The sequence below is a fragment of the Phormidesmis sp. 146-12 genome (genome assembly GCF_052939495.1).
Genome location: NZ_JBJPHS010000094.1, coordinates 1 through 23,172, shown reverse-complemented (window position 1 = coordinate 23,172; position 23,172 = coordinate 1). Strand labels below are relative to the sequence as shown.

Below are 23,172 nucleotides of genomic sequence, written 5' to 3'. Positions count from 1 at the left end.
AATATCCATTCATCATGAATGCCCTATCTGTATCTATCTCTAGTTGATTTGGTATTAGATGGTCATTCACAAAGTTGAGTGCTGCTTGCAGTTGAGGGCGTGATAAGCCGTCGCTATATGATCGCAGAGTCGGCGTTTGAGTACAGTAGTTGCGGAGTAGATGAATCAAGAATTGGTTAGCAAGAGATTCTGTGTAGAATTTGCCACCGAGACTATCACTGTACATTTCGCTACGGAAAGCGGTCGCGATCGCGGCAAGTTGATCGTCGCGAGTATGCAAAACTGGACGCAACTCGACGCGCTCTGGATACAAACAATCATTCTCCGCTGCGACTTGCTGAAGCTGCTGGGGATCAATGTAAAAACACACCGTTTCATCCGCTTGCTCACATTCCCAGTAACAGAAACTAGAAGCATGAGCAGGAACTAAGAGAACACTCCCTGGTAACAGTGATCCTTCATACTCACGTCCATCAATTCGAGTGATCTGCCGAAAATTGCTGTTACAACTTAAGATTAAAAAATGCTCCGCACAACCGTTAGAGATATCCACTTCATTAGAAGGCTGGAGATCATGCGTGACGATCAATCCTCGATCGCTGATCGTTCTGCTTTCCTGAATCCAGTCTTGGGGCACAATCTCCGACCAAGAGGCTGAGGATCGCTTTGACACAAGGCTATCCATCGACTTCACTCCAATGATGTTGAAATCTTTCAGGCATTGGTTCTACAGTATCCCAACTAACGCAGAAAAACCTTGATTCAAATCAAGATAGGAAAGTTTTTAGAAAATTTTAAGATTCTCGAAGTGTGATGGTTCGATTCACGCGATCGATTACGCCTTCGTCCTGAAGTTGCTTCAGCGTTCGCGAAAACACCTCCGCGCTGATTCCCAAATCGCCTGCAATCGATCGAAAAGGACGATCAAGTGTGATCCGGGATTGCTCCGGTTCGCCAATCAGAGGAATCATATTTTGTAAGTAGCGCAGCACTCGTTCCCGCGCCGATCGCAGACTTCTCAACTCCAAAACAATCTTCGTAATGTGCAGCCGTCGTGCCATTTGTGACATTGACCTTGCTGATAGTTCAACGTTTCGACGCAGTTCCGCTAAAAATGCAGTTGTCGGAATGGCTGCAATTCGCGATCGACGTTCTGCCATTGCAGTACACGCATAGTTATCTAAGAACAGCACCACTTCCGAAAAGAACTCTCCTGCTTCGATTCGATAATGGTCTACTGCCTTTCCTGCGCTGGTATAGTGCAGCAGTCTCACTTGTCCACTATCGAGAAAATAGAGCAAGTCAGCAGGTTCACCTTCCCGAAAAATGACTTGCCCTTTCGGAACTGTTTGCCAGTTGAGTAACGTTTGCAACTCCGTAGACAGTTGTTCGATCATGGAATGCTTGAGAACTTTAATTGAAAACTTTGGGGTCGATAGAGACATTCCCGCGAACATCTCTATCAACAATTCACCTGAATCTGTTAGTCGTCGAGTGATGCAAGTTTGGTTTCCACAACGCGGATGTAACCTGAATCGGAGAGCGTTTCTGGTGAAAGTTGTCCTTGTGCAATAGCAACTCTCACCAAATCTTCAGCCGTTACTCGCCCAGACACATAGGCATGATGCAATTGAGCATAGCTCGGAATCCCCTGATTGATATAGCTGCCTCGGTATGCTGAGGTTACTAAAGCATTAGGAGAGAATTGAGCTGAAGTCGGACGATTCAGGGTGGAAGACACAATGGCTGTTTTCTGTTCGGTTGGTGATTCGGCGAACGCAGCCGGGGCGACAAAACCAGAGAGAGCGAGAGCAGACAGAGCAGAAAGAATCACGCGCTTCATAATAGACCTCCAAAAGAAAGAGTTGGGTGTGCAGTAAGGTTCGTTTGCCTTACACTCTTACTTTCGGGGTTGGACATGAATGCAAAATGAACGAACTATGAAAGTTTTTTCATGGCTCTCAGTTCTGATTGGTCATTGCTTAAAGCTTGCGATAGGCTTTCGGTGTTGTGCCTGTAAGCTTGCGAAAATGCTGCGTCATCTGACTTTGACTGGTGAAGCCACACTCTAGGGCAATTTGGGCGATCGGTTTATCCTGTTGCTTTAATAATCGCTTGGCAAACTCGACTCGCTGTTGCAGCACATATTGATACGGAGATGTTCCTAGTGATTGCTTGAACAGCCGACAGAAATAGTATTGGCTCATGCCTAACAGATTAGCAACATCTTGTATGCTCAGTTCATCGCTAAGATCCTGCATGAAGTCGATCGCTTGTTGAAGTTGCTGATGCGATAAGCCACGATCGTAAGATCGTAGAGTAGGTGTTTGAGTCGAATAGTTCCGTAGCAGATGAATCAGGAATAGATTGGCGAGGGATTCGGTATAGAGTTTGCCACCGAGATTATCGCTGTACATTTCGCTATGGAAAGCAGTCGCGATCGCGGTCAATTGGTGATCCTGAATCTCTAGAACGGGATGCAACTCGGTGCACTCCGGATACAAACAATCATTTTCTGCTGCCATCTGCTGAAGCCGTTGGGAATTGACATAAAAACTTATCGCTTCATCCGCTTGCTCACATTCCCAATAACAAAACGTAGGAGCTCGAGCAGGAATGAGAAACGTACTTCCTACCTGATTTGCACCATCATACTCCTGTCCATCAATGCGTGTAACCTGGCGGACATTGCTGTTGAGACTGAGGCATAAGAGATGCTCTGTAAGTCCATTCGGCGCATCGACTTCGCCAGCAGGCTGGAGATCATGCGTGACGATCAATCCTTGATCGCGAATCGATCAACTCTCCTGAACCCAATCTTGGGGCAAAATCTCCGACCAAGAAGCTGAGCATTTTGGTGAAACAATGTTATCCATCGATTCCACTCCATTCGCATTAACATCTCTTGTACATTGGTTCCAGATTATCCTAACCCACACAAAAAACCTTGATTCAAATCAAGGTCAGGAAGGATTTAGAAATATTAGCGATTCGTTAACTGCTAGATTTCAAGGCAGCAGATCCAAAGGTCGCATTAAAGCGACGACACCAAATCACTGCCGATTGAAAGCCATCCAAGGTCAGGTTTTCTGGAATCTCATAGCTTTGCGCTCCACTGTATTCTTTCAACGGTGCGAGAACCGTATAATCGCCCTCTTTGAGCGGATATGCAGGTGGCGTTGTTTCCCCGATGACATTAGCAGAGCGATGCAGCACCACAACAAGATCAGGTCCAGAGGTCGAAGTCTTAAACTGATCGTTCAGTTGCAAAATTCGCTTGCCGTTTTGGTTGACAATTTCTGCTTTACCCTGCGTTGGGTGTTCGCCGTTCACAAAGTTACCAGATGAAATCACACTCGATTTTGCTGTCGCAGCTTGCGGTGTCGTTGGGGCGACAACTGTACTTTGAGGCATTGGGCTAGAGGTTTGGGTCGTTGCTTTTCCTCCACAACTCACAACGACGATCGCAACGAGACAGGACAGTAGAATGTAACGAAAACCGCGCTTCATGTCAAAAACTCCTTGAGAACTGCGTGTTTGGATTTGCCTTATGGAAGCGAATATCGCAGACTGGTATGAACCGCAAATGAATAGTTCATGAAAAGAAATTCATGTTCAAACAACTCGTCGACCGATTCAAACGAACGATTTCAGGTCAGGTCTATCTATGGCTTGCTGTCCTAATTTTTGGGGCTGCAAACTCTGTCACTCGAAAAGTAACCGAGCTTGGAGCGCAACACTTGATTGACGGGCGAAATCCCGTTTCGCTGTGCAATGTTCTGTTTGTTGGTAACATTTGTGCATTGTTTGTACTTGTTCTACTGCATCGACAGCAACTGAGATTGCTCAAGGATTTGTCACAGCAACAATGGACGGGATTGATTGCTGTTGCGATTTTGTCGGGCGCGATCGCACCTGCTTTCATTTTTCAAGCCCTTTCTTTGACCGCCGTGAATAATGTTGTGTTAGTTGGACGACTAGAACCCCCGATCGCACTTGTTCTTTCAATCTGGTTGCTTAAAGAACAGGTCACTCGCCTTGAGCAATTGAGCGCGATCGTTGTTTTGATCGGGGTGATGCTGTCTGTGCTGTTGCAGCCACCCACAGAGATGATTCAGATGGCTGGATTGACTTTCGGAAAAGGGGAAGCGTTAACAGCACTCGGCGCGATCGCGATAGCGGTTTCGACGGTAATTTCTAAAACGAGACTGACTCAAATTCCGATTGGACTCTATAGCATTGTTCGCACCGCATTCGGGACAGTTGTTTTCTTTTTACTTGCTCTCCTGCTCTATGGTCATCACCATTTCATGGATGTGTTTGCGCCGTTTCTGTGGAAGTGGATGCTGGTTTATGGAACCGTGATTGTTGTGCTCGGTCAGTCGTTTTGGCTTTTAGGATTGCAAGGCTCTACAGTTTCAAGAGCATCATTGATTAGTTCGTTTACGCCGATCGCGGGTGTTGCCTTTGCCTATTTGATTTTGGGCGAGACTCCGACAATGGCACACTACATTGGAGGCAGCATTGTTTTAGTGGGAATCGGGCTGAGTCAAGTTGCGACCGGGCATCAGAGATCACGAACCGTTCCAAAATCAGCCTCGATCGTGCAGACGATTGAAAACGAAACAGGCTTCAAAGGACTCTGAACCTTATGGACAAGTCAGCTTTTGGAAGTCGCACGCTTGAATGTGCAGTTTTTGCCAACTCAACGGAATCTCTAACAGGTCACGCGATCCAGTAAACCCTTGCCCAATGAACAGTAACAGTGCAAGACAACTAAGAATGATGTGAACATTGCGCCAGCGGTTTTTGCGATCGCGATAGATGTCTGGAACGATTGCAAGCGAAAAAATCATCAACAAAGAAACCGCCACACCATAGTAGTAATGAGACACATACCACTCAAATTCACGGCGAAACACTTCGGGTTGTGAGCCGAGCAAAATAATTCCCATTCCCGTCAAAGTTGCGAAGACAGCCCTCCAGAGCCGATTGCTGGCTCGATTTAGACCTGCTAGCGTTGCGATAGTCAACCCAAACACGAGTCCAACAAACACGACTCGAAGTGGCGCTTGTCCCCAAGCATTACTCGCAATCATTTTGAACACGATCGGGTGTGCCAAGCCAACCAGCGAAACCATCACGACTGCATTACTTAGCAGCCGTCCCAACCGAAGATGTTCTGCACCAACACCCGGAGCAATTTTATTCTTACTGCTTTTATCCGTACCAAGACGACGCTGCCGAGTCTGCCAAGCATAGTTCGTCACAATCCCAATCATTGGAAATACGAATGCGATCACAATCAGGGGATGAATCAATCCTGCGACATCTTCAATCTGCATAAAACACTCCATTGAGAACGTTGCAGTCGAAATCAGTAGAGATAATTCTATAAGCTATCTCTACCGACCTATCGTGTCCTTGACTACTGGCTGAGCGATCCCAACTTTGCATCTACCGTGCGGATGTAGCCAGTATCCGAGAGCGTTTCTGGCGAAAGTTGTCCTTGTGCAATAGCGACTCTCACCAAATCCTCAGCCGTCACTTGTCCACTCACATAAGCATGATGCAGTTGGGCATAACTGGGAATGCCTTGATTGATGTAGCTACCACGATATGCTGAGTTAACTAAGGCATTGGGCGAGAATTGCAACGAAGTCGGGCGATTGGTAGAAGAAACGTTTACCCCTTTGGGGAACTGCGAGGCAACCGCGGGTTTTTGTTCAATCGGTGCTTCCGCTGCAACTTTTGCAGGAGCCACAAAACTAGACAGAGCCAAAATCGATAGAGTAGAAAGAAGAACGCGCTTCATAATGAAAACCTCCGAGTTGAAGAAAGAGTTAGGGTGTGTTGTAAGGTTTGGTTGCCTTTGCCTTACACGCTCTACTTTCGGGGTTGGGCATGAATGCACAATGAATGAACTATGAAAGTTTTTTCATGATCGATCACACCTCTCCAAGTCGCTCAGTTTAAGGCGCATTTGTTGGGGGTAGAAAACGGCAAGCCCGTGTTGTCTCCTGCCACCGTTCGCTGCATTTTAAGCTGCATTTTAAGGACACTCAAGGCGTTGTATGGTAGTAGATTAGGGATTAGCTCACGGACAACATCAAGATGCGGCGCCAACTCGTCCCAGACCCCGTTTTTATTGAACTCCAAGGCACAGAGCCACCAGTTCACAAAGTTGCTACTTCAGTAGATCTGAGAACTTCACGCATTGATGAGTTTTTCAACGCTCGATCGCTCACGCCCAACTCTCAGAAAGCCTATCGAAGCAATCTGAAACACTTTCTAGTTTTAGAGCTTATGCGGCTTCGTTATAGAACCTAGCAAGGGTTGAGAATTAATACGTTGAAATATTAAGAGCGAATAATTTGAACATTACCGACCAATTTATCAGCTTCATGCCATCCAAACTTAACGAAAATTTGCAGATGCTTACAGCATTTTTCGGACTCAGTGTTGAACAGCAAAAAGTAACCTTGCCTGTACTGCATGTAGAGGAGCTATTTGATTTTCCAGACGGAGACTGGCGAACTGATGAGGCGATGGAAGTTCTAGTGATGGCATATGCGGCTTGTCTCAACTCATTCTCAAACACATTAGACTTCCTGCACGAATCATAGATGCCCTCCGACAAAAGTCGGGGCTACAAGAGCAAAGTGTGCCTTCGCACACTAAAGAGGCGATTTTAACCGTTAGTCCACGGAGGTGGACTTTGTTCTGATAGCAGCGATTTCAATCGCCAGGTATTCATGCTTAGTCAACGTAACGTCAATTCAAGAAAGTAGGTGCCCGGTATGTGCAAGTTCTCCACGCAAATCGAGGATGAATCTGGCTTGCAAAGAAGCTACGTTAGGTACAAATGGCTGATCTAAAAAACCTGCCTCGACGCACAATAGTAAAAGGCGTAGCTGAATAGCATCCCTGGAAATGTTGTTTCATTCGTTGACAATGGCAGTAGATGTTCCTAATCCACCAATTCATGCAGCCCAGCAGGCGTTTCAAGCAGGTGACTGGGAGACGGTTGAGCAGATTTGTCAGCAAATTTTGCAGCAGTTTCCTGACCAGTTAGAGGCGTTAGAACTGTTGGGAATGCTGTATTGTCAGACGCATCAATTTGAACAAGCGATCGCCTACTACAACACAGTCCTCGCGCTCAATCCAGATAACGCTTCTGCTCACTACAACATTGGGACGGCATTCTCAAAACTAGAGCAGTATGAACCAGCGATCGCTCATTACCAACAGTCGATCAAGTTAGATTCAAGCTTCTACCAAAGTCACTACAATTTGGGTAATGCTTATCAGTCACAGGGTAATGATGAAGCTGCGATCGCGTGTTATCAAACCGTTCTCAAGCTCAAACCTGACCATCGACAAGCCATTCACAACTTAGGCGCTTGTTTGCAGAATTTGGAGCAGGTAGAGGAAGCGATCGCGGCCTTTCAGAAAGCGCTGGCGCTCAAACCAGATCATGCCTTGACGCACAATAGTTTGGGGGATGCGTATCGACGATCGGGGCGATTGGATGAGGCTGTGAGGTGTTTGAAAAGAGCGATCGCGCTTGATCCAAACTTCCCCGAAGCTTACCAAAATTTAGGAACAACACTCTATCAGCAAGGCAACTTTCAGGCGGCGACAGACAGCTATCAGCAGGCGTTGCGACTGCGGCCCGACTATCCAAAAGTGCGATTTAACTACAGTTTTATTTTGTTGTTACAGGGCGATTTGCGTCAGGGTTTTCGGGAATATGAGTCGCGCTGGATCGGAGGCGATCTGCCGTTGCCCAAATTTTCTCAGCCGCAGTGGGATGGCTCTGACCTCACAGGCAAAACAATTTTGCTGCATCCCGAACAAGGGTTAGGCGACACGATTCAGTTTATTCGCTATGCACCACTGGTCAAACAACGAGGCGGACGGGTGCTGTTTGGCTGTCCTCCTCCCCTGTTTCGCTTGCTAAAAACGGCTCCTGGCATCGATCGCTTGATTGCTGAAGGCGAGTCTGTACCTGAGTTTGATTGTTACGTTCCGTTGTTGAGTTTGCCCCATCTTCTCGGCACTACTTTAGAGACCATTCCTGCGCCCATTCCCTATCTGTCCACTCCCGTTTCGGCTTCGACATCCCGCACCTCGCTTAAAGTTGGGTTCGTTTGGGCAGGCAATCCTAAAAATGGCAACGATGTCGATCGCTCGGCCAAGCTCACCGATCTTTTACCTCTTTTCGCTCTGGAAGGCATTGAGTTTTATAGTTTACAAAAGGGCAAATCCGCAGAATTACAGCAGTTTCAAGAACAGTACAAAGTTACAGGTCTGCATGATTTAGAAGATCGGTTAGGCGATTTTGCAGATACGGCGGCAGCGATCGCCCCACTCGATTTGGTGATTAGCGTCGATACGGCAGTCGCTCATTTAGCGGGCGCAATGGGCAAACCTGTCTGGATTTTATTATGCACGGTTCCCGATTGGCGTTGGCTGCTCGATCAAGCGGATAGCCCCTGGTATCCAACGGCTCGGCTGTTTCGACAAGTGCGATCGCGGGATTGGTCTGGTGTGATCGCAAGTATTAAAAAAGAATTGACGCAACTGATTCAAAACAATAACTCTAGTATTTCATTTTCATCTCAAAAGCCATTTCTAGTTGGAATCAATTTTCCGATTGGCGGTAGTCTCGGTTGGGGTGTTTATGGATTAAATCTAGCAATCCAATTATTAAAAACTGCTGATGTGGAACCGATTCCATTAATGCCACTTCCCCAGGAGTTGAATCCGATCGTACGATCGCGCCTCCTACCCTTCATGAAGTTTCAACAGCAGCTACAACAAGTTTTACATCAACATCCAGATAGAATTCTACAAGCTGACTTACTGATTCTTAAAGCAACAGGCAATCATTTTGCAATCAGTCAAGAAGATAGGCGTGTGAATGGGAAATATAACATTGGTGTGATTTTTTCAGAAGATACGTTCTTTGACAAACAGGCTTTGGAACGAGGAAAACGGTATGATCGCCTGATCGCTGGCTCTATCTGGAATGCGGACGTTCTCAAAAGCTACGGCTTGACGGTCGAAACGGTTCAGCAGGGTATTGATTCCAGCCTTTTTTATCCCATGCCAAAATCAGGAATGTTGACCAATCGGTTCGTCATCTTCTCTGGCGGCAAACTGGAATATCGCAAAGGACAAGACATCATCATTGCCGCCTTCCGAATCTTTCAGGCCCGTCACCCAGAAGCGCTGTTGATCACTGCATGGCACAACTATTGGGCACGAACGATGGTCGGTTTGGAACGCGCTGGACATATTCATAAACTCCCGAAAGTAGACGCTCAGGGACATCTACAAATTACACCCTGGCTAATCGAAAATGGAATTCCTGAAAACGCAATTCTACACGTAGGATTGATTCCCAATCACATAGCTCCAAGCATCTTAAGAGAAGCAGATGTCGCGATATTTACCAACCGTGCAGAAGGCGGCACCAACCTGGTTGCAATGGAAAGTCTTGCCTGTGGAATTCCTACCATTCTCTCGATGAATACTGGACATTTGGATCTGATTGGAGACGATCGCGGTTACCCCTTACGGACGCAGAAAAACATATCGGGAAACGAGCAATATCGAGGCACCCAGGGCTGGGGCGAGTCTGATGTCGAAGAAGTAGTCGAGACGTTGGAAGCCATATATAACAACCGCTCAGAAGCTACTCGTCGAGGTAACGCAGCCGCTCAGTTTATGCAAAATTGGACTTGGGAAATTCAAGTTCAGCGATTGTTGCAGATACTTCAGAGTTAAATTGATTTTGCAGTGACGTGAATTTGATAAGATTATCCGCTGCGGTTATTAATCCGGGCAGCCCCCTAAATCCCCCACCAGTGAGGGACTTTGAGGAAGTTCTCCCTCATCCCCGACTCCTGACTCTGCCCACCACAAACTTGAGATATCGCCCCTCTGCAAACTGTGCGGGAACCGGATGGTCGATCGCATGTCCGACTTCATGAATAATTTGAATGCGTTTTCCCGAATTTGCGCCTGCTGCGGCGATCACTTCCTTAAAGGCTTCGGGGCTGACTTGACTGGTGCAGCTTGCCGTCACGAGTAGCCCACCGGGAGACACACAACGCAGCGCCATCGCATTCAATTTTGTGTAACCGCGCAAGGCAGCGTAGCGATTTTGTTTACTTTTGGCAAAGCTGGGCGGGTCGAGAATGATTAGATCAAACAGACGCTTTTCTTGGCTGTAGTCGTCCAATAATTTGAAGCAGTCTGCGGTCACAAAGGTATGTTTTTTAGCATCCAAATCATTTAACAAAACGTTCTTCTCAGCAGCGGCGCTCAATCCTTTGCCAATGTCTACACTGGTGACATGACGAGCATTTCCGCGCAGCGCATAGAGCGAAAAAGCCCCCGTGTAAGCAAAACAATTGAGAACCGTACGATCGTCACTCAACCCTTCCACAAACCGCCGATTTTCACGATGGTCTAAAAACAATCCCGTCTTTTGCCCCGTCTGCAAGTCCACTTCAAACAACAGTCCGTGTTCTTGAACAACGAGCGAACTGGGAGTGGGTTTGCCCCACAAAAGCTGAGTTTTTTCGTCGCCTTCTCGAAGCTCGTTGGGACGCGATCGCAGCAAAATTCCCTTGAGCGGATGAATGGCTTTTAGCGCGTCTACCAGCCAATCCAGCAAGACCGCCGCCCCCTCCATGTAAGTTTGAATCACCGCAAAATCGCCGTACAGATCGACCGTCATGCCCGGTAGTCCATCGCCTTCGCCAAATAGCCACCGATACGCCGTACAACCTCTGGCGCGAAGGGGCGATCGCAATTCCCAGGCCGCCTGCACCTGTTGACGGAGCCATTTTGCATCTGGAAGCTGCTGTTCAGAAAAAATTCTCAGGGCGATCGAGCCACTTTCATCCCACAGCCCAAAGCCCGACCAGCCACCACACCTGACCTTGGCCCAACTCCCCGATGGTAATCGAAGACTCGGCGGCACATGATTGCGATAAACCCAGGGATGCCCCTGCACTAAATGATCTTTGAGCGAAGTCGGCAGTTGAATCTCGCGCAACTTGGACATGTCGGCACCTTGGACATCCGAAATGATGAGTCATTGATCCTAACACTGGACGCAATCTCGATCGCTCCGGACGCAGAAAAGCCCCTGGACGTCTGGCCGTGTTTCGACTCCAAGGGCTTTTCTAATTCGCTAACTCCTCACGCCAAACATAATCCGGGAAATTCCACTCATTCACAATCCTCCTTATGACAGATATTCAACTGGCTGCTTGGTGGAAGGGAGGAGGGAGGAGGGATGAAGGAGGAGGGATGAAGGAGGAGGGATGAAGGCGTTGGCTCTATTGGTTCAGGTGTGTCAGTCTCTATCTCATTCGTGACATGCTGCTTAGGATCACGAATTAAATAAGATCGTTTATTGCCAAGCGACTTCGCCCCCTAAATCCCCCATTCTGGGGGACTTTGAGATCAAAAAATTCTGGAATTCAAAACGGGTTCGAGCTTCAAAGTCCCCCAAATTTGGGGGATTTAGGGGGCTGCAACCCATTAAAACGAAGCCAAAATCAACTGACCAAGCATATTTAGAGAATTTCAGGTTAATAAACTCGCGTTCCTTAATCGGCGCGCTGTTGTCGGATCAGGAGAAGGCACAGGAGAAGGAGGGAGGGCGAAAGAATGAGGGCGAGAACGGTTGGGGTTGTGGGAGCGACCCCTTGCGGGTAACTCGAAGAGATCGCCGCCAGGGGGCCAGCGTATTTGATTAATAGAGAAATGCCCAAGGACAAACCCAAAACCTTGAGAATGAAAACGAGAATATCCATATGAATGGGAATTGTCCTTACGATCGGCGAATATTCAGACAGCACCAATCGCCACGTTTCCAGAGGGCTGCGACGATCCAGCCGTTTTCTTCGAGGGTGTCTGCGACGGGTTTGGCTTGCTCTAGCAAAATGCCACTCAAAATGCCCCAGGTGGTAAGTTTGACGATCGGCTTCCATTGAGGAATCAAATCGATAATCACTTCAGCCAAAATATTGCACACCAGACCGTCTACAGGTTCTTTGATCATCTTCTCTAACTGGTCTACGCTGCCCTCACCGACGGTTAAGCGATCGGGGTCGATATGATTCAGTTCAATATTTTCTCGCGTGGCTCTGACTGCCAACGGATCGGTATCAACCGCATAAGCTTGAGCGGCTCCTAGCAAAATCGCCCCAACTGAGAGAATGCCCGACCCGCAGCCCACATCAGCAATTGTAATATTCTGCGGATTGTCGCTAAAGCGCATTTCCAACGCTTCGAGACAGAGTTGCGTCGTAGCATGATCGCCCGTTCCAAAGGCGACACCGGGTTCTAGTGTGAGAATCAAGCGATCGGTCTTCTCTGGTTCAGGAATCCAGGCGGGGTTAATCAGGAAGCGATCGCCCACTTCTTGCGGTTGCCAATAGACCTTCCAGCTACTCGCCCAATCCTCTTCGTCAATCAGATGCCACTGCACCACGGGCGGCGAAGACTCGACACAGAGCGCATCCTGCCGAATCAACAACGACAGCGCCGATAAATCCAACAAACCCGCTTGCTGCTGGGGCAAATAGGCAGACACGAGGCAAGACGACCCCTTTACCTGGCTCGAAGTCCCCCGACAGCCAAACTTTTCGAGTCGCCAAAACACCACCTCATCGAGCGCAGTGTCACAAAATATTTGAATTTCCCACCAGCTATTTGCCATGAGTTACGGGGATGAGGGAGAACTTTGTTCCGCTTCGCGAGGAGGGATGAGAGATGAAGTTTGGCAGTGAATCCAGGGTGTGCCTATTTCCACTTCTTGAACTTCAGAATCTCTCTTATCTAAGAAGAAGTTTGACAGTGAATCCATTCTGCTGCTCGTGATGTCGCACAGTGTACTTTGTTGCTAACCAATCCATCCTCAAATCCCCATCGCGAGGAATGTTGAAGGGTTTGGAATAACCTACGTTCTCACATTACTATCAGAATCCTCCTTTTTCATCCCTCATCCCTCATCCTTCATCCCTTTTCATCCCTCATCCCTCTAAAGCGTCACCGTATACGCATCCCGAATCCCAGACACCTTCTTGATCTCATTCAAAACGTCCTCTGGTAGGGGGTCGTCAATGCTCAAGACCATAACCGCATCGCCGCGCACAATTTTGCGTCCGACTTGCATACTGGCAATGTTGACGTTAAAGCTGCCCAGCAGGGAGCCGATTTTGCCAATGATGCCGGGGACATCGCGGTGCAGGGTAAAGAGCATATAGCGATTGGGGGGGACATTGACCGGGAAATCATCGACGCTGGTAACGCGGATTTCGTTATCTCCCAGTAGGGCACCCGTGACAGAATGTTCGCCCAGTGCGCCTTTGGCTGAGAGATGCAGCGATCCCGCGTAGTCCTTAACCGAAGCGTCACGAGTCTCGATCACCCGAATGCCCCGTTCTTTGGCTTCGATGCTGGCGTTGACGTAGTTGACCCGTTCTTGAAGGGCGTGAGACAACAATCCTTTGAGGGCCGCGACGACGATCGGTTGACTTTGATTGGTTGCCAATTCTCCCCGCAAGCCAATGTTGAGGGATTCGATGCGTCCGCCTGCCAGTTGTCCGACTAGATTTCCCAGGGTTTCGGCAAGCTGTAGGTAGGGCTTTAGCTGCTCTAACACATCGGGACGCAGACCAGGAATGTTGACCGCCGATCGTGCAGGCAGCCCCAATAAGACATCGCGAATCTGTTCGGCGACATCGATCGCCACATTCACCTGAGCTTCTTCGGTCGAGGCTCCCAGGTGCGGCGTGAGAACGATTTCTTTACCCAGCGCTTTGAGTGGCGACTCACCGAGCGGTTCGGATGCAAATACGTCGATCGCGGCTCCGGCAATTTGGCCTGCTTTGAGCGCGTCGGCTAAGGCTGCTTCGTCAATGATCCCGCCTCTGGCACAGTTGATGATCCGGGCGGTGGGCTTCATCTTGGCGATCGCATCTGCATTGATCAGATTCGCCGTCTCCGAGGTTTTGGGAATGTGTAGCGTGATGTAGTCTGCCTCTTGAAACAGCACATCCAAATCGACCAGGTGACAGCCTAGCTGATCGGCGCGTTCGTTAGAGATAAAGGGGTCAAAGGCTAATAGCTTCATGCCCATCGCTCTGGCCACTGTGGCAACGTGAGCGCCAATTTTGCCCAAGCCAACCACACCCAACGTTTTTTTATAAACTTCAACGCCCGTGTAGTTTTTGCGATCCCACTTGCCACCTTTGAGGAGTTCGTTGGCTTGAGGAATGTAGCGAGACAGAGCCATCATCATGGCGATCGTGTGTTCGGCGGCGGCGATCGTGTTGCCTTCGGGTGAGTTGACGACGACAATGCCTTTGCGAGTAGCGGCGGTGACATCGACGTTATCGACTCCCACGCCTGCGCGTCCGATAATTTTGAGGAGGGTGCCCGCTTCGATCACTTCCTGGGTGACACGAGTTCCAGAACGAATCATCAGCGCGTCGTATTCTGAAATAATTTCGACTAATTGTTCGCGAGTGAGATCTGTTTTGACATCGACCTGAGCGACCTGAGAGAGAATATCGATCCCGACTTGATCAATCGGATCAGAAACAAGAACCTTGGGCATAAAATTAAAGGGGATGGAGTAGAGAAGGGCAAGGGGAGAGAGTTTTGAGTTCTCAGCTTTGAGTGTTTGGGTCTGATTTGGCAGGGTGGCCCAAGTCAAAACTCATTACTCATAACTTTACTTACTTCAGCATTTCCCCGATACGTCATTCTAAGGGATTGGGGTCGCTTGCCCGACGGATGACCAAAAGTTTTTCGATTCTTGTCAGCGAGTCTGTATATTTGGTGGCAGACAGGGCGATCGTTCTTCTAAACCGTAGAAACGATGGATTGAATCATGCGATCGTGGGGCTGGGGGTGAGGCGATCGGGCAGCCAGTGCGATCGTTTTGGGATGAGTGGACAAACCGCATGTTCATAGAGCAGCGGCATCTTGAGGACTTCTTTAGAGAGGTCTAACATCCCCTTCAGTAGGCCACTCGCCCGATGGGGATGTCACTGCGCTCTAGCCGACAAGCTACTTGCTGACAGTCTCTAACGCTTTGCACAGGTTGGGTTGCCAAAGTCTAGAGCGATTTGTTTGGAGTCACACTGGGTTGATGGGGTTTGTGCTTGAAGTGAATTGAGAACGTTGATCACCTGAGCTTGGTTCATACCGGGACGAATTTGAGGACTGTATAGCATCTTGATCAACGCCCGATCGAGACTCGAATATTGAGTCACATCCGTCCAGGGTTGATAAAACATGCTATCTGCATAGCGGTTAGAGTCTTGCATCAATCCCAATGATTGCGTTAACTCTTCGCGAATTAGATGCGATCGCTCTTTTTGGGTGACTTGCTTGCTGGTAATCAGAATGTTGGCGTTCGTAATCGTGTCGTTATTCCACTGTGTCCAAATGTAGCCATAATTTATAGGCTGATAGTTTGCCTCAAGCTGTTTAAATTTCCATTCTGGAGCAAAGTGAATTGTGACGTTGGGGTTTTGGGTGACTAGTTGTAACCGTACGTTTCCAGCCGTTAACTCGTTGATTTCGTTGATAACCGTGTTTAGCGTTTCTAAATCTGCATTCGTTGGCGTTCCGAGTACTTTAATTCTCAGATCTTCTTGCCATTTACGAATTTTAGCTCCGTTAACATTGGAATACTCTGCGCCCATTGCAACTTCCATAAAATAACGAATCTGCTCTTGCGTATATTCTCCCGGCTCGGAGGCGGCAGACTGAAGAAAACTAGAGGGCGGAAGGGCGACCGGACGACTAAAACCAGGAGAAATCAGCACGATCGGGATCAGCGTTGAGACAAATCCGATAAGCAGGGGGTGACAGGTGATTGCTTTAAGAAGGGAGAGCGATCGCATGTTTTTTCTTCCTTACGCAGGGGTGTGCTGAGTCAGCTTTTTTGAGGAGGTTTGAGAAAGTGCTGAAAGATGGAGTCAGAATTCCCAAAGGTCGAGAAAAAAGCGCCGTGAAGAAAGCTCTTTAATAGTACACTTGTTCTAAAAATAGTGCTTTCTGATCGGACGCTCTCATCGATCACCTTTTTACAAGCCAGAACTTTCTGATCAGGAAACAACGAATCGTTTGGTGTATCTAATGAGTCGATCGCAAAAAATCGCTGATGTGCATTGTAAAGGCTTGCGGGTTTTCGAGGTGAAGGTTGTGGCCAGTGTTGACAAGAATTTCAAGTTGGGCAGTTGGGCAGCGGGCGGCGATTTCTTGATTAATGGAGACAAATTTGCGATCGTGCGCTCCCACCATTAATAGTAACGGCTGCTTGTAGTGTGCCAATTTGCTCCAAAAGCTGGGCTGACGACCTGTACTTAAGTTTCGCAGTGATTTCGCTAGTTCGATAGGATTATTTTTCAATCTATGTTCATAAAGGGCAGCAAAATTTGGGTGCTGTTTGAGCGATCGAAAAAGCGGCTGATCGTACCATTCGGTGAGAAATTCTGGGAAATTAGACGTTATGCGATCGCTCAGTTGGTCGTCGTGTTTTCTTCTAAGGGCGCGTTCGGTCTCTGTTTTTAATCCGGGAGAGGCTGATTCGAGAATTGTTTTGGGAAAGCGATCGGGAAACTGCAACGCTAAAGACAATGCTAACCGTCCGCCCAAAGAATACCCAACGAGAATAGCCTGGGGAATGTCGAGTTGAGTGAGCAAGTCTACGATCGCCTGTGCCGTAGTAGATAGTGAATAGTCGCCAACCACCTGAGTTTTGCCATGTCCGGGCAGATCAAGACACAGACAACAGCAGCGATCGAACTGAGGAACAATATCGGCAAACTCTTCACTACTTCCAAGAAACCCATGTAGGAAGAGGATTACAGGTAAAGTCGTCGAGCCGTGGCGCGTAAAGTTAAATTGAAACAACGGTTCTCAGATGGGATGTTTGAAATAGCGGGTTCTTAGTGATTAGTTCTTAGGGACTAGTTTACGGTCAAAGACTAACCACCGAATTCTCACAACTCAAATAGAATACTTAATTTAACGTGAATTCGATGGAGTTTTTTCGCTTCGAACTGACGTTAATTTATTGAGAGGTTAAAGGCATTTCGGAATGGTCAATTGTCATAGAGGATTTTATCGAACTCCGGTTAATTAAAGTTTATTAACCATTTCTCAACAACCGCAGGCCACTTAATGTAACTAGAACGGTCGAGCCTTCATGACCCACTACGCCCAAAGGGAGGGTAATGCCACCTGCAAAATTGGCAATTAGCAAAAGAACAATAAAGGTGAGCGCAAAGGTGATGTTTTGTTTGACAATGACTTGAGATCTGCGGCCCAGCGCGATCGCGCTGCCAATTTTTTCTAAACGGTCTGCCATCAAGACGACATCCGCCGTTTCGAGGGCCACATCGCTGCCGACAATTCCCATCGCAATACCGACAGACGCTTGGGCGAGAGCGGGTGCGTCGTTGATTCCATCGCCTACCATTGCCACCGTTTTGTATTGACGCTGTAGACGCTTCATTAGATGTAGTTTGTCTTCTGGCAATAAGTCTGCGTAAACCTGGTCGATTCCTAGCATTTGAGCAACTCGATCGGCGCTGCGTGGATTGTCGCCCGTGAGCAAAATTATCTGTTCGATGCCCAATTTTCTCAGGTGAGCGATCGCTCCTATCGCCTCCGGTCGGATCGTATCGGCTAACGCAATCAGTCCCAAAACTTTCTCAGATTGAGCGACCCAAACGACAGTGTTGCCTTGGGCTTCTAGCTGGTCGCTTAGTTGTGAGAATTGGGGTGGCACTTGAGAAATCAAACTAGCTTTGCCCGCGAGAGATGGCTGTCTCTGCACTAATCCCAAAACTCCTTGACCGGGAAGCGCTTGTACGTCCGTTGCTAACAAATTGGAGGGAAGATGGGTGCAAATTGCTTGAGCGATCGGATGTTCTGAATAAGCTTCTAACGCCGAGGCGACTTCCAGAACTTGAGTTTCAGAATAGCTTGGAGCCGCGATGATTTTGACAACGCTGGGCTTTCCGGTTGTGAGGGTGCCTGTTTTGTCGAAAGCGATCGCCCGCACTTTGCCCAGCATCTCCAATTGAGCGCCATTTTTGAATAAGATTCCCTGTCTCGCACCGTTGGCGATTCCTGATAACAGCGTCGGCATGATTGCTGCCATCAATGCACAGGGAGACGCGACAACGAGGAAAATTAAGGCTCTGTAGATCGTGGTTTCCCAAGTCCAGCCCCAGAAAAATGGGGGCAGAAGGGCGAGTAAGATTCCTGTCACGACAATCACTTTGGCATAACTGCGTTCAAATCGCTCAATAAACTGCTGTGACGGAGGCGTTTCGGTTTGGGCCTGTTCGACGAGTCGGATCACGCGCTGAATCAGACTACTTTCGGGCGGTTGGTGAACTTTGAGCATTAAGGCTCCCGTTCCGTTTAGCGTTCCCGCAAATACTTCGTCACCTACATTTTTTTCAACGGGAAGTGATTCGCCTGTGATCGCTGCCTGGTTGATTAAACTGTTTCCCTGCGTAATCAGAGCATCGGTCGGAATCAATTCTCCTGGTTTGACAAGCAGCCGATCGCCCACCTGCAATTCTCGAATTAAAATCAGTTGTTCTTGTCCATCCTGCAAGACTCGTGCCGTATCAGAAGTCAGACTCATCAAGCTGCGAATACTGCGATCGGTGCGCTGCATTGCATACCCTTCGAGCGCTCCGCTAATCGCAAAAATCAAAATCAGAACGGCTCCATCGACAATCAGATAATATTCTCGCCGCCAGAGTCCCAAGCCTGCTGCACCGAGCGCCGCCACAATCATCAACAAATCGACATCCAGTTCTCTCTCTGCAAACAGAGTCGTCAGTCCTTCACGAGCGCTGTCATAGCCCCCAATCACATAAGCCGCCGGAAGAATCAACAATCCCACACTCAGCCAGCCTATATTCAACGCCGCCCAGCCCAAGAGAACCAGAAACCCACAAGTCAGAGCCGCGATCGCATCGGGATGATCTTTAGCAAATTGAGGAAAGCGAACAGATTGCATAAGGAGCGATCGTCAAGAGAACTCCCTCACTCTAAACATTGACATCAGTGTTAAGGTCAAGCAAACGCTACAAATTCCTCCCTCCTCTCTCCTCCCTCCTCCCTCCTCCCTCCCATGCTGACCATCAAACAACTTACTCAAACCGTCGGCGGCGACGTATCTCCTCGCATGGTGCGTCATTATCATCAATTGGGATTGCTTCCTCAACCCGAACGATCGCCCGGAAACTATCGGCTCTACACCGAAAAAGACGTGCAGCGTTTGCAGCGAATTGTCACCCTCAAGCAGCAGGGATTTCAGCTTTCCCACATTCACAAACTGCTAGAAGCCGAACCCGAATCAGAACAGACTGCCTTGCTTGGACAACTTCAACAACAGTATCGATCGGTGATTCAGCAAATGACTCATCTTAGACAAACCGCAGCCGCATTAGAAGGATTACTGGGACGCGATCGCCAGTGTCAGATCGTCCAAGCCGAAGCGATCGCTCAATTGAAACATTTGGAAGCAAAGACCCAAACAGAATTAGAAACGCTGTGGAGAGGATTAGATATCGCAGTCGATCATCACCCAGAATCATTTGAAGAATCACTACAGCGATTGCTACCAGACTTAAGCGATCGCTCCGAAATTGAAGTCGATTTGCTGTCAAAACTGGTTCTTGCCTGTGGAGATCTGAGTCTGGTGCCGTTTGTGAAAGTCAGTCAAGGGGCGATCGCGGCGGCTCGTAACGCAATGAAACAGGGATGTACGATCGTGACCGACATTCCCACCGTGACGGCGGCTTTAGATCAGACTCGTCTCGCTCATCTAAACTGCGTCACAAAAATGCTGATTGATGACCCTCACATCAACGATGTCACTCAAGCAGAACAAGCTTTTCGGCATCAAGCCAATTGGCAACAGCGGCTACAGCAGATTCCCCAGGGATGTATTTTGGTGATTGGATATGCGCCGTCTGTTTTGTTGGCGGTGTGTGAGGCGATTCGTCAGGGAACGGTTGCACCCGCTTTGATAATTGGAATGCCGATCGGATTTAGTCATGCCCCAGCCGCCAAGCGACGATTGATGCAGCTAGACCTGCCGTATGTGACGATCGAAGGCACGATCGGGGGTGGATTGTTAGCAGCCGTTGCTTTAAATTCTCTCGTCGAGTCTCTGATCGAGAAACCGGATTGTCATTGCTATTTAAGCCACTGAGAAACGTTGTTTTCCGATCGTGCGAATCATTCTAAATCTACGTCAACTTGATCTCGATATTCCTCGCCTTTTGCATCTCACAAATAAATTAGCCCTACCTTACAAAGGTGGAATTTTCTAGCTGCCCGCCTTAGTAAGGAGTTGGGGGAGGTCAAGGATCGGTTACCCCTGAAAATTGATTTGGTATGAGATCTGATTCAAATTGGATTGCTGATGTTAGATTAGTACAAAAGTTCTGTTTGAATCGTTTATCTGGTCAAACTTTTTGGGCGATCGACTCAATTGAAGGTTAGTTTTTTTGAGGCGAATAGTTTAACTTGTCTGCTATGCAATCTCCAATTCCAATCGGGACGCTTTTGCACAACCGTTACAAAATTATAGGGATACTGGGGCAGGGAGAGTACGGTTGGGCCTATATTGCAGAAGATCAAAAACGCTTGAATGAGCGCTGTGTTTTGGAGGAATTCATTCCAACTAGAGCGACAAATTTAGATGATTTAAGAGAGCAATTTCAGCAAAAGGTGAGTGTTTTAACGCAATTGCAGCACCCTCAAATTCCTCGATTTCGAGTCGTAATTGTCCACGATCATCGCTTATTTTGGGTGAGAGACTATGTGCAAGGAATTAGTTATCGAGCCTGGTTAACCGATCGACTGATTCAAAATAATCTCTTCTTAGAAGCCGAAGTTTTGGATCTGTTTGAAAAATTGTTGCCTGTTTTGAGCGATGTTCACGATCGCGGCATGATTCACCAAAATATTTCGCTCAACAGTATTGTTTTCAGACACTCCGATCGTCTTCCCGTCCTGATTCAGTTTGGGTTGCTTAAAGAAGTGGCGTTTGATCTAAAACTCAAGCCTCATCAGCGATCGCATGACTGGGGATATGCACCCTTAGAGCAGCGATTGGGCGATCGAGTCGAGCGAGACAGCGATTTGTATGCTCTGGCGGTGGTTGCGGTGGTGTTACTAACTGGGCGAGAACCTGAAGAACTCTATGACGAAAAAACGCAGGCGTGGTCTTGGCAAGAATGGGCGATCGTCAGTCCTCATTTTGCCCAAGTTTTGCAGCGAATGTTGTGCCCCAATCCAGACAAGCGGTTTGCCTCGGCGGAAAAAGTAAGGAGAGCGATCGCAGAAATCAAGCTCAAAAAACCGACTAAAATTCAGAACTCGACTTCAACTCAGACCTCAGATTTCGCACCTCAAAAATCTTCTTCTGAACCTCAAATCTGGCAAGACTTTTCTCTTTTGATCTTTGCAACTCTATTTGTTGGATTGGCAGGAATTGCCGTCTGGAGAATTGTGGCGATCGTTCGAGAACCTATATTAGTCACGGCTCCAAAAACGATCGCTCCCTCTGTTAAAGTTCCGCCCAAAGATCCACAAGCTATTCAAGAAGCGCTGCGCGATCGCCGCAAAAAGCTAACGATTCCCTACGATTTATTCACTGATTTGGTAGACGAGCAGTTTTTTGTTAAATATCCACAATTGCAAAGTCGATCGCTAGAATCTGACCCCCAATCCAATCGGTTAAAACAAGAATGGAACGCGATCGCCAACACCGTTTTAGACCAATTAGAAGCCCTAAGTTCTCAGGCGCGAAGTGGAATAGGGCAATACAATCGAGCCAGCTATAACGATTGGTTAGCGTCGGTAAATGTTAGCAGTCGATCGCTCGAAACGTTGTCAGATGCTCAATTTTTACAGTGGTTTCCTCAACAGCAAGGAAAATTACTCAATCCTCGTAAGTTCGGTCAAGTTTGGTATGCGATCGCGCACGATCAAGCGAGTACGATTCAAACAAATTCAACGGTCGTAAAAGCTCCTTTGTTTAAAGATCAGCAAACTCTAAAAAATGGTCAAGGAAAAGTTTATATCGCTCGTTTATTACAAAATCAGTCCTTACAATTAACTCTAAAAGTGCCGAAAGATTCGACCCGAATTTCGATTTTTTCGCCTGCTGATTCTGCCCCTGTGCCAAAAAGTTCGTCGGAAACTTCCTGGTCAGGAAAGGTGAAGCGATCGGGCAACTATGAAATTGTGATTGTTCCTCACCAATCTGACTCGGTGACTTATCAACTCAGCCTTGTTATTTCCAAAGATGAGATTGATCGCAATTAAGGCAACATCAGTTCGATGAAGGTTTTTTGGGCGTTGCTGATTGGAGGGATGAATCTGTGGGAAGTGTCCATCTTTTCGCCCCCTAAATCCCCCAAACTTGGGGGACTTTGAACCTTGGGTTTCCCGCCGCTTTGGGGCAATTCATCCCCTGATTCAGCAACGCCGTTTTTCGCTTCGGTGCTTACGTCTTCTGCCTCCAAGCTGCCAATTCTGAAGGACTGTTAGACAAGATTTTGGTTCAAGCATTGGCGATCGTAAACCATGCCCTCAACACTTCTGCCACCGTCCAGGCTTGAGCCGTACAGCCATTGGGAATCATTGGCGCATCGCCATCAAAAATTTCACTCAAACTGCCTACGCCATGCGCGCAAAGGTGATTGGCCATCGGTTCCAAAAATTCTCTCGCTTTGATCGGATTGTTGTACACCCGCAGATGAGCGATCGCAAACGGCCCAATCAACCAACCCCAGGCTGTGCCTTGATGATAAGCCCCATCACGCTGAAACTGTGAACCGCCATAGTGCCCCTGATAGCCGATTTGAGACGGAGCCAGCGATCGCAGTCCATAGGAAGTGAGCAGCGATCGTCCACAGACATCCACGACGCTTTTTTGTTGGGCATTGGTCAGCGGACTGTCGGGCAGCGAGACGGCAAAAATCTGATTGGGACGCAGGGCAGCATCATTGCCATCAGGCGAATCTAACACGTCAAAACAATAGCCCGCTGACTCATTCCAAAAGCGCGAAAATCTGGCTAACA

General features: G+C 48.0%; 22 protein-coding genes. 6 read left to right on the top strand and 16 right to left on the bottom strand.

Annotated elements, in window-relative coordinates; translation table 11 throughout:
* The 5 genes from ACKFKF_RS27355 to ACKFKF_RS27335 all read right to left on the bottom strand — a co-directional run.
* The coding region (locus ACKFKF_RS27355; RefSeq protein WP_446870534.1) for a hypothetical protein at positions 1 to 685 on the bottom strand (685 nt) is incomplete at its 3' end.
* A 109-nt stretch (positions 686 to 794) separates the two neighbouring features.
* Positions 795 to 1,445, bottom strand: coding sequence for a Crp/Fnr family transcriptional regulator (locus ACKFKF_RS27350; RefSeq protein WP_446862019.1), 651 nt, complete (start codon positions 1,443 to 1,445; stop codon positions 795 to 797).
* A 38-nt stretch (positions 1,446 to 1,483) separates the two neighbouring features.
* Positions 1,484 to 1,843 (bottom strand): hypothetical protein, encoded by a 360-nt coding sequence (locus tag ACKFKF_RS27345; protein WP_446862018.1) that lies wholly within the window; start codon positions 1,841 to 1,843, stop codon positions 1,484 to 1,486.
* A gap of 139 nt (positions 1,844 to 1,982) precedes the next feature.
* Positions 1,983 to 2,780 carry a helix-turn-helix domain-containing protein gene (locus ACKFKF_RS27340; RefSeq protein WP_446870533.1) on the bottom strand — a complete coding sequence of 266 codons (798 nt, stop codon included), beginning with the start codon at positions 2,778 to 2,780 and terminating at the stop codon, positions 1,983 to 1,985.
* Between the two features lie 214 nt (positions 2,781 to 2,994).
* Complete coding sequence (locus ACKFKF_RS27335; RefSeq protein ID WP_446870532.1) at positions 2,995 to 3,510, bottom strand: DM13 domain-containing protein; 516 nt, start codon at positions 3,508 to 3,510, stop codon at positions 2,995 to 2,997.
* Between the two features lie 101 nt (positions 3,511 to 3,611).
* Between ACKFKF_RS27335 and ACKFKF_RS27330 the strand changes: the two genes are divergently transcribed.
* A complete protein-coding gene (locus ACKFKF_RS27330; RefSeq protein ID WP_446870531.1) occupies positions 3,612 to 4,646 on the top strand; it encodes a DMT family transporter in 1,035 nt (344 codons plus the stop codon).
* Between the two features lie 3 nt (positions 4,647 to 4,649).
* Here the strand turns inward: ACKFKF_RS27330 and ACKFKF_RS27325 are convergent, their stop codons facing one another.
* Positions 4,650 to 5,345, bottom strand: coding sequence for a DUF4079 domain-containing protein (locus tag ACKFKF_RS27325; protein WP_446870530.1), 696 nt, complete (start codon positions 5,343 to 5,345; stop codon positions 4,650 to 4,652).
* Between the two features lie 83 nt (positions 5,346 to 5,428).
* Entirely contained in the window at positions 5,429 to 5,815 is a 387-nt protein-coding gene (locus ACKFKF_RS27320; RefSeq protein ID WP_446870529.1) for a hypothetical protein, read from the bottom strand.
* Between the two features lie 299 nt (positions 5,816 to 6,114).
* Between ACKFKF_RS27320 and ACKFKF_RS27315 the strand changes: the two genes are divergently transcribed.
* The 3 genes from ACKFKF_RS27315 (at position 6,115) to ACKFKF_RS27305 (ending at position 9,795) form a co-directional block, all read left to right on the top strand.
* Positions 6,115 to 6,330 (top strand): hypothetical protein, encoded by a 216-nt coding sequence (locus tag ACKFKF_RS27315; RefSeq protein WP_446870528.1) that lies wholly within the window; start codon positions 6,115 to 6,117, stop codon positions 6,328 to 6,330.
* Positions 6,331 to 6,374: 44 nt separating this feature from the next.
* Entirely contained in the window at positions 6,375 to 6,626 is a 252-nt protein-coding gene (locus tag ACKFKF_RS27310; RefSeq protein WP_446870527.1) for a hypothetical protein, read from the top strand.
* Positions 6,627 to 6,954: 328 nt separating this feature from the next.
* Positions 6,955 to 9,795: a tetratricopeptide repeat protein gene (locus ACKFKF_RS27305; RefSeq protein ID WP_446870526.1), complete on the top strand. Its 2,841-nt coding sequence runs from the start codon at positions 6,955 to 6,957 to the stop codon at positions 9,793 to 9,795.
* A 106-nt stretch (positions 9,796 to 9,901) separates the two neighbouring features.
* Here the strand turns inward: ACKFKF_RS27305 and ACKFKF_RS27300 are convergent, their stop codons facing one another.
* From ACKFKF_RS27300 to ACKFKF_RS27265, 8 genes are all read right to left on the bottom strand, one after another.
* Positions 9,902 to 11,083 carry a class I SAM-dependent rRNA methyltransferase gene (locus ACKFKF_RS27300; protein ID WP_446870525.1) on the bottom strand — a complete coding sequence of 394 codons (1,182 nt, stop codon included), beginning with the start codon at positions 11,081 to 11,083 and terminating at the stop codon, positions 9,902 to 9,904.
* Between the two features lie 550 nt (positions 11,084 to 11,633).
* Complete coding sequence (locus tag ACKFKF_RS27295; RefSeq protein ID WP_446870524.1) at positions 11,634 to 11,840, bottom strand: hypothetical protein; 207 nt, start codon at positions 11,838 to 11,840, stop codon at positions 11,634 to 11,636.
* Positions 11,841 to 11,857: 17 nt separating this feature from the next.
* Positions 11,858 to 12,748, bottom strand: coding sequence for a 50S ribosomal protein L11 methyltransferase (gene prmA, locus ACKFKF_RS27290; RefSeq protein WP_446862006.1), 891 nt, complete (start codon positions 12,746 to 12,748; stop codon positions 11,858 to 11,860).
* Positions 12,749 to 13,069: 321 nt separating this feature from the next.
* Entirely contained in the window at positions 13,070 to 14,650 is a 1,581-nt protein-coding gene (gene serA, locus ACKFKF_RS27285; RefSeq protein WP_446870523.1) for a phosphoglycerate dehydrogenase, read from the bottom strand.
* Positions 14,651 to 14,924: 274 nt separating this feature from the next.
* A complete protein-coding gene (locus ACKFKF_RS27280; RefSeq protein WP_446870522.1) occupies positions 14,925 to 15,050 on the bottom strand; it encodes a hypothetical protein in 126 nt (41 codons plus the stop codon).
* Between the two features lie 72 nt (positions 15,051 to 15,122).
* Positions 15,123 to 15,947, bottom strand: a complete 825-nt coding sequence (locus ACKFKF_RS27275; protein WP_446870521.1) for a DUF2927 domain-containing protein — start codon at positions 15,945 to 15,947, stop codon at positions 15,123 to 15,125.
* A gap of 232 nt (positions 15,948 to 16,179) precedes the next feature.
* Positions 16,180 to 16,959, bottom strand: a complete 780-nt coding sequence (menH, locus tag ACKFKF_RS27270; protein ID WP_446870520.1) for a 2-succinyl-6-hydroxy-2,4-cyclohexadiene-1-carboxylate synthase — start codon at positions 16,957 to 16,959, stop codon at positions 16,180 to 16,182.
* A gap of 238 nt (positions 16,960 to 17,197) precedes the next feature.
* Positions 17,198 to 19,090, bottom strand: a complete 1,893-nt coding sequence (locus tag ACKFKF_RS27265) for a heavy metal translocating P-type ATPase (protein WP_446870519.1) — start codon at positions 19,088 to 19,090, stop codon at positions 17,198 to 17,200.
* Between the two features lie 114 nt (positions 19,091 to 19,204).
* On the opposite strand from ACKFKF_RS27265, the gene ACKFKF_RS27260 reads away from it, so the two are divergent.
* Both ACKFKF_RS27260 and ACKFKF_RS27255 read left to right on the top strand, forming a co-directional pair.
* Positions 19,205 to 20,290 (top strand): precorrin-8X methylmutase, encoded by a 1,086-nt coding sequence (locus ACKFKF_RS27260; RefSeq protein WP_446862000.1) that lies wholly within the window; start codon positions 19,205 to 19,207, stop codon positions 20,288 to 20,290.
* Between the two features lie 326 nt (positions 20,291 to 20,616).
* Positions 20,617 to 22,413, top strand: a complete 1,797-nt coding sequence (locus tag ACKFKF_RS27255) for a serine/threonine protein kinase (RefSeq protein WP_446870518.1) — start codon at positions 20,617 to 20,619, stop codon at positions 22,411 to 22,413.
* A 238-nt stretch (positions 22,414 to 22,651) separates the two neighbouring features.
* Here the strand turns inward: ACKFKF_RS27255 and ACKFKF_RS27250 are convergent.
* The coding region (locus ACKFKF_RS27250) for an amylo-alpha-1,6-glucosidase (protein WP_446870517.1) at positions 22,652 to 23,172 on the bottom strand (521 nt) is incomplete at its 5' end.